Genomic DNA, 1,851 nt, shown 5'->3' with positions numbered 1-1,851 from the left:
CCGGAGGATCAGGAATCGCTGCGGAGAGAGCCGACCCGGATCGCAAAAGCAGTTGAAGAATTGTTGCGTGCCTATTCAAGCGTTCAGATTAGCGCGTGGCTACGAAAGACGTGGACTTCGAAGGACTGTCGATGCGTAAGGGAGCGTTTCCTGCGCAACGATGATTGCTAACCGCGATTGGCTGACTCGGATCCCCACCTTTCGAATCAAAGAGGTATGTCGCCGATGACCCATCGGGGTCATGTACTCGGGCTCAAATATTTAATTTTGACTGGTCCTAACAAACTCAACGATGGTGGGAAAAACAATGGACGAAGCCAATATCAGTGAGCTACTCGACCGCGAGGCCATCAGAGACTGCCTCTACCGGTATTGCCGCGGGATTGACCGGGGGGATGAGGCGGCGCTGCGCAGCGCGTACTGGCCGGATGCGCATGACAACCATGGGGGCTATTCTGGACCATCCGAGGGCTTTATCCGACTTGCGCTTGGCATCTTCGAGACCGAGGCGCGCAATGTTCATCAGATAGCGAATATACTGATTGAATTCTCCAGCCCGTCAGAGGCCACGGTCGAGAGCTATTTCACGGCGCTTCAACGTGGACCGGAYGCAGGCGGTGAGATACGGCAGGTGCTCCTGTGCGGCCGCTACGGCGATCTGTTCCACAAGCGGGAAGGGGAGTGGCGCATCATAGCCCGAACAGTGATTTACGATTGGATTGAGCAGCAGATCCCACCCGGACTGCCTGACAGCGAAAGGTTCGCATCACGACGGCCAATTGGAGCGCCGCATCCGAATGATCCGATTTATGCGCTTCTCAAAGGCACCAGCCCGAGATGTGGACCAACATCGGAGGCGAATGACCATGATTGATCTGCAACATCCACCGTTTCCTCCCCCTTGTGTCTGCTTAGAGACGATGCGCACAAATGGTTGTCTCTTGATCTTCATATCTGCGCCGCCGACGTGCTCATCCAGCAAGAGCCCGGTGTTGGCGGAGCAATTACGAGAGTACAAAGAGATCTCGTCTCAACGTTTTCCTGAGAGAACGGCCCCAGCGTTGCTTCACTTGTGCAGACGCGTTCCTAAAGAAAGGGTCGGAATGCGGCTCTGCCTCAGGAAAATGCCGACGTTGCATTCCCGGGCTCCTGCAGCGAGGCCCGACACTCAGCGTGCAGAGGAGTTCTCATGAAACAGCAGCTAGGGCGCGTCGTCGTGATCACGGGTGCTGCAGGCGGGATTGGCCGCGCGTTGGTCGATCTTTTTGCCACAGGCGGGGACACTGTCGTCGCCGTAGATCTCCCTGACAGTGGCGTGCTCGAGATGGCACGCCATCTCGAGTATCCGCATCTCTGTCTCGAGTGCGACGTCTCGCGCGAGGAAGACATCCTGTCGCTATACAGTCGTATCGAAGAACGGTTTTTGCATATTGATGTGCTTGTCAACAATGCGGCGGTGGGGCCTGACCTGGTGGCGACATCGAATACCCATGTCGAAGATTTTCAACTCGCCCTTCGGGTAAACCTCGTTGGACCTAATATCATGGCGCGCGAGACAGCGCGACGAATGAAGCCTGGCGGCGTGATCGCAAACGTCGCCTCGGTCGCTGGATTACTAGCCAACCCTCATCGCAACGCATATGCCGCATCAAAAGCGGGCTTGATCGCGATCACAAAAGTGTTGGCATGCGAATGGGCTCCACGCGGCATCCGCGTGTGCGCCGTAGCGCCCGGCTACGTGCGCACGCCGATGATTGCGGAGTTAGAACGCGCGGGCAAAATCCGTTCTGCTCAAGTCAGGAGCCGCATACCAATGGGGCGCATGGCTCGGCCTGACGAGGTCGCTCGGGC

The 1,851-nt window shown here is 57.1% G+C and carries 2 protein-coding genes and 1 pseudogene; all 3 read left to right on the top strand.

The features are described from left to right. Positions 1 to 330 (top strand): annotated as a pseudogene (locus AC1D1Z_RS36980) (hypothetical protein); the annotation flags it as partial. Then, complete coding sequence (locus tag AC1D1Z_RS36975; RefSeq protein WP_065277606.1) at positions 308 to 874, top strand: nuclear transport factor 2 family protein; 567 nt, start codon at positions 308 to 310, stop codon at positions 872 to 874. The pseudogene AC1D1Z_RS36980 and the gene AC1D1Z_RS36975, both read left to right, overlap by 23 nt. 315 nt (positions 875 to 1,189) lie before the next feature. Continuing rightward, positions 1,190 to 1,851, top strand: a 662-nt coding sequence (locus AC1D1Z_RS36970; RefSeq protein ID WP_477853777.1) for an SDR family oxidoreductase, incomplete at its 3' end; no start/stop codon positions are given.

The sequence above is a fragment of the Rhizobium sp. P1_E1 genome (assembly GCF_056406015.1).
The sequence above is the reverse complement of the archived record's forward strand: the minus strand, read 5'-3'. Positions and strand labels throughout refer to the sequence as shown.